This is a genomic window from Pseudonocardia sp. Ae505_Ps2 (assembly GCF_001932425.1).
In the GTDB taxonomy this organism is placed as follows: domain Bacteria; phylum Actinomycetota; class Actinomycetes; order Mycobacteriales; family Pseudonocardiaceae; genus Pseudonocardia.
On record NZ_MCIP01000003.1, the window covers coordinates 19,784 to 25,330 of the forward strand.

A 5,547-nucleotide genomic window follows, 5' to 3' on the forward strand; every position below is an offset into this window, starting at 1 on the left:
ACGTCCTCCGGGGACTCGTGCGCGGGGGTCGGGTCAACGGCGACCAGGCGCGTGCGGAAATCTGCGTCGAGACTCATCGGGTCACCTCCTGTCGTGTCGAGCATTGGACATTGCTGCATCGGCCGTTCAGAACGCGGCACGAGCACCGGCCGCACCATTCGATCCCGTTGCGGGTCGTGTTCTTGCCCCGCTTTCCGGGCCGCGTGGTCTTGGTGTCGGTGGTGGACCAGCACCCACACTTCAGGAGGGACTTCCGGCAAGCTATGCAGCGCGGCATCAGGAACCGCCCCCGTGGCTGTGGTTGACGGTGGACGTTGTCACCGAATTGACCGAGGAGAAGAAGTCTCCGGTCGCCTGCGGGAGCCCTTCGCCCATCGGGGTCGTGATGAACAGCACGATGGCTCCGAGAAGCATGAGCGCGCCGATCCCGCCCGCTCCGCCCCGAAGACAGGCGACTCCGGCGAGGATTAGCATTACGAGGATGATTCCGACTGACCCGGACATGATCACTGGTCCTTTTCGTTGTTGGTCAGCTCGCGATCTGTGGACTCGTCTCGCTCGGTGCGCGGGCCGGGGATCTCGAACAGGGGCTCCGGTTCGGCCCCGCTCTCTGCGAGTCGGGCGACGGCCCGGTCCCGGCCGCAGAGCTGGTCAAAGCGCGTCTTCGTCACCCGCATCTGCCCGGCCCTCCTAGCCCGCGATCCGGAGGTCCGGCGGGGTCTTCGCGCGGTCGCGCCGGACCGTGTCCGTGACCTGTGACGGCGCGACCTCCACGCCGCGCGCGGCGAGCCATCGGGTGATCTCCCGCGGCGACTGGTCCGGCGCCTCGGTGAGTGCGCGGCGGATCGCGTCGGACTTGCGCAGGGACGCCCACTCGTCCGCCTCGCCGTGGCTGGTGTCGGTGGCCGTGGCCTCGGGCGCCGCGGTGATGGGCGACCCGAGGTCGTCGGCGCGGCTCATCTCCCAGGGGGAGGGCTGGTCGAGGGTCCGGAGCGCGTCCGCGTGCCGGACCGCGGCCAGCTCGTCGAGCATGCGGGCCCGCATCGTGTCGTCGTGCGCCACGTGGGAGGCGCGCAGCGCGCGAGCCAGGCGAGCGCGGCGCCACGGCGTGCTGCGCCCGGCCAGCGCCAGGCGGGCAGCGCGGTGGGCGGCCCGATCTCGAGTACGGGCCAGCGCGGTCCGACCATCGTCCGCGAGCCCGATCCTGGACAGGGCCCGCTCCCGCAGCTCCGCCGCGACCCGGGCCCACGTACCGCTCACAGCCGGCCGATGGGCCCGCAGCTCGATCCCGAGCGCGAGATGCAACGCCAGCACGCCGAGCACCGGCCCCAGCGCCACCCTCAGCGCCCCGCCGACCGGGCCGGACAACCACACCGCAGCGACGCCGAGAGCCGCGCAGATGCCCCACGCGAGCCAGCGCGCCGGGCCCGGCTGGCCAGACCGGCGCACCCCCGCCCGCATCGCCACCCCACACGCGATCAGGGCAACTTCCGCGACGAGGAACAACGCCGCGCGCTCCCACATCTGCGTCACGCCGAGCAGGCCGAACGCGCGCCACGAGGTATCGGCGCTGACCAGCAAAGACAGGGCGGAGACGGCATAGAAGCTGCGCGAGCCAGCATCTGCCGAGGTGATCTTCATGAGGGACAGCCTCCGATGCAACTGAGGTATGCGATGCAGCGAGGGTACGTGTTCCGATGTATCCGATGCAAGTGATGTACCCGATGAGAGAGAGGTAGGTGACGTGAGAGAGTGGAAGTTGTGACCGAAGGACGCCTGCTCAGCACCGGTGAGGCAGCTGACGCCTTGGAGATCGACCGCACGACGCTTGCTCGCTGGGCTCGGGCAGGTCGAGTCACTCCGGCGTCGAAGACCATCGGCGGATACCTGCGCTGGGATCTCGCGAAGCTGCGGACCGAGCTTGAGGCGGCAGGAGCAATCACTCCCAGTCGGGAATCGGACTGACTCCGGGTGGTTTGAGCTGGTCATGGCCTCACCGTGGGCCACGTCACGCATCGCTGGGCAGTGGCACGGTGGGTGCCAGTCAAGTTGTCACCCCGTATCACCCCCTGGCATCGGGGAGACTTGAGAGCGCCGTCGCTGCGAGCTGGGAAGGGGACCACGGGGCATGGACGAACTTCCGGCGTGGGCTAGTCGCATCCGCGCCGAGCGGAACGCGCGCCGCTGGTCTCAACGGGATCTAGCTCGGGCGATGAGTGCTCATGCCGAGGTGCCGACTGATGACGAGCCGGGTCGAAAGCTGGACATCGAGAATGTCCGCCGACGCCTGATTGATTGGGAAAAAGGCCGAAACGCGCCAGATCGATACCATCAGGCATTGATCGCGCGGTCATTCAATACTGTCACCGCGGCGTTTTTTCCGGAACAGGAGCGGGCCAGGCGTGAGGCAGAACTAGCCGAGTCGCACGGACAAGATACGTTTACGATTGTTCAGCGACTTCAGCGGTCTGATATAGACGGCGCTACGCTCGACGCGCTAAGAATCACGATCGATCAACTATGCTGTGACTATGCGACAGTTCCGAGTCGACAACTAGTTGACCAGGGACACCGATGGCTACATCACGTCTCTGGCATGCTGGCTGGCTCGTTGACCCTGAGCCAGCACAGAGAGGCAATGGTGCTCGCGGGTTGGCTGGCACTATTGGTGGGTTGCGTCGAGTGGGACATGGGGCGCGCAGCAGATGCGGAAAAAACGCGTCGGGCTGCATTGTCCCTGGCAAGAGAAGCTGAAAACGCGGAGCTTGCCGGGTGGGCCCATGAGATGAAGGCGTGGTTCGCTCTCACCGGCGGGGACTTCCGTGGCGTTATCGCTGCCGCCAAGGAGGGCGCCGAGCTGGCGCCGAGTCATGGTGTAGCTGTCCAGTTGTCCGCGCAGGAGGCCAAAGCATGGGCACGCATGGGGGACCGCCGGCAAGTTGAGCTCGCGCTCGAACGTGGGCGACAGCAGCTCGAACGGCTGCCGTATCCAAATGATGTCACTAATCACTTCGTGGTCGATCCGGCTAAGTACGATTTCTACGTCATGGACGCCTATCGGATACTTGGTGAAAACGAGCTAGCCAAGACGTATGCTGATGAAGTCCTCCGAGCCGGTACCGATTTCAGCGGTCGAGAGACGAGCACGATGCGAAACGCCGAGGCGCGTATCACCCTAGGAGTTGTCGCAGCTCGGGAAGGGGACCTAGAGACGGCACTGTCATATGGGAATCAAGCAATTGATAGCGACCGGCAATCGGTCCCGTCGCTCCTGATGGTGTCGAGCGAATTGGACGCTGTGGTAGCAGAGAGATTCCCTGCCGAGCCGGATGCGCAAGAGTACCGGCAGCGACTAATGCAACTCCGCTAAAGACACACTTCCCCCACGGAACCCGGCAACAACAGGAACCCGTGTGAACCGCCCGGCCGTAAGGCCAGGCTGCCACCCTGTGAAGCACGCTCACATCTGCCCACAAGACGGCAACGGATGCTGTGGTCATGACTCGGATGGCGATCTACGTCGGCGGTCCGCTTGATGGTGAGCAGGTCTCGGCGGCACGCAGGCAGAGGTCAGCGAACAACTAGCCAGAACACGCCGTACGGCGGTGGTGACACTCCGCCTCCAAGGACTGACCTACCGAGAGATCGCCGCTCACACCGGCGACACCCCCGCCATCGTCGGTCGCCTCCTCGCCGACGCCGCAACGGTGAGTGGGACGCGGCCCGGGCCGCCGCCGGGCTGCCCCCGGACCCGAAGTCTCGACCCGCACCCGGTTGACATGCTCCCCTGGCTATATGACGACCGTTACCGCAGGCAAAGCCACAACCGCAAATCAATGTTGAAAAGCGCTAAGGTGACTTTCTGCAAGATTCCGGGCGCCTATCTCTGAAACGCTCGTCCGATTCCAGCCGCAACAAAAGAAATAAAAATCGCTACAGGCGTATAAAAAATCACCCCAAAAATCCAATAATTCTCGCCCCGGTTGACTATTTCGCCCAAAATAAAGACGCAGCTTGCTGCAGCGGCAGTGCATATTCCTACTCTGGTCCATGACAGACTAGTAAGTCTAACTCCAACACCAAAAGAAACTGCGCCAAGAAGGAGCAGGGATAAGCCAACATGCAATTCGCGAGCAGCCCCCCAGGGCAATAGTACGATAGACAGCAAGATGGAAGTGAAGGCAACTGTGGCCACCTGCCAACCTATTAATTTAGCCGTCAGGCCTTCCATTGCTAATCCTAGAGGCTTCATAGGAGTAGAATTATGCTTCACTGAGCCGCCCCAGGTGTCCCACCTGCAACCACCCCTGCGTAGTACGCCTGTGCGCGCCCCCGGCAGTAATCAAGGTATCCAGTCGTGTCTCCTTGAAACGTAAAGTCGCACTGCTGATCCAGATCGCGCTTAAATTGGTTGTCGCAGCCAGCTTTATTAGCAGATCGATCATAGCAAAGATCGTGTCGAGCGCAAGGGCCTCGAAAGTCTACAGTCCTCCTCTTTAGTTGCTTATTGTTGATTACTGGCTCATCTGAAGACCAAGTACAAAAGTCATGCCTCGGTCCCAGTTTAGGATTGTACACATACTCCGGAGGCACGGGTACTGCACTTGCAGCGAAAGCAGTACCCGACGACAACGAAAACATGAGAATTCCAGCGCAGAGAGCGCATGATAAAATCAGCAATTTACGCAAAATATTCCCCTCGGGTTAATAGTTCGCATGGGACTGCACCGATCATGCCCTATGGTCTAACTCACAGCAACCCCCACCGAGCTCCAAGACCGCCCCGGGTTCCCGCGCGTCAGCGCGGGAACCCACAACAGGACAGGGCGAAGCACCACCGCTTCGGACCGTCATGGCGGGTGTCCTCACCCTCGGCGGGGCTGCCGAGGGATGCAGGGGCCCACTCAGCCACGTGTGCGCGCCACTGAGCTTTTTTCAACCTGTTTTCACAGGTCAGAGCTTGGTGGATCGTGTCTCTGACCCCTGACGGCAGCTCAGGGGGGACGGTCGGCGAGTTCCTCCCGGGACTGCTTCCGGTAGCGGCGCACGATGAGTGCCCCCCTCGGCGCGGGGCGCGTCGTGCGCTGGCCACACCCACGTGAGTCTCGACGGCACCCTGATCGCCACCGACTGGCGCCTCACGCTCGGACCCACCGCCGGGATCGACCTGTGGTGGTTGGGAAGGGCCAGCGTGATCGCAGCCGCGCCCTGTGGGGTTTGCAGGGTATGCGGACCAAAATCCCCCACCCCCACCACACATGAGTTGGTAAATCTAACCTAACCCCTTGCCGTCACTCTGGGGGAATTTAGGATCGCATACCCCGCAAACCCCGCACACTCTCAGTAATCAAAAAACCACCCACAGTAACCAAGAGCTGGCGACTACACAAAGTCACCATACAATCACGTGATCACACAATCACCACCCAATCACACAATCACGCAATCACGCGATCACAAGCCTCTAACCAGCAAAAACACGCGCAGAACGACGCAGTCGTTCACCAACACGCGGGCGCAGCCCGCGATCACCCACCGTAGGGGGCG

The 5,547-nt window shown here is 62.7% G+C and carries 4 protein-coding genes; 1 reads left to right on the forward strand and 3 read right to left on the reverse strand.

The window, feature by feature from the left end; translation table 11 throughout:
* Positions 1-506: 506 nt before the first annotated feature.
* Positions 507-677 carry a hypothetical protein gene (locus Ae505Ps2_RS32305; RefSeq protein ID WP_170917173.1) on the reverse strand — a complete coding sequence of 57 codons (171 nt, stop codon included), beginning with the start codon at positions 675-677 and terminating at the stop codon, positions 507-509.
* 13 nt (positions 678-690) lie between these two features.
* Positions 691-1,641: a hypothetical protein gene (locus tag Ae505Ps2_RS29175; RefSeq protein WP_075324361.1), complete on the reverse strand. Its 951-nt coding sequence runs from the start codon at positions 1,639-1,641 to the stop codon at positions 691-693.
* 487 nt (positions 1,642-2,128) lie between these two features.
* Here Ae505Ps2_RS29175 and Ae505Ps2_RS29185 point away from each other — a divergent pair, with 487 nt between their 5' ends.
* The gene (locus tag Ae505Ps2_RS29185; protein ID WP_139317317.1) at positions 2,129-3,370 is read left to right on the forward strand and encodes an XRE family transcriptional regulator; all 1,242 of its coding nucleotides are present in this window, start codon (positions 2,129-2,131) and stop codon (positions 3,368-3,370) included.
* Positions 3,371-3,880: 510 nt separating this feature from the next.
* Here Ae505Ps2_RS29185 and Ae505Ps2_RS31570 read toward each other — a convergent pair.
* The gene (locus Ae505Ps2_RS31570; RefSeq protein ID WP_139317316.1) at positions 3,881-4,231 is read right to left on the reverse strand and encodes a hypothetical protein; all 351 of its coding nucleotides are present in this window, start codon (positions 4,229-4,231) and stop codon (positions 3,881-3,883) included.
* Positions 4,232-5,547 lie beyond the last annotated feature (1,316 nt).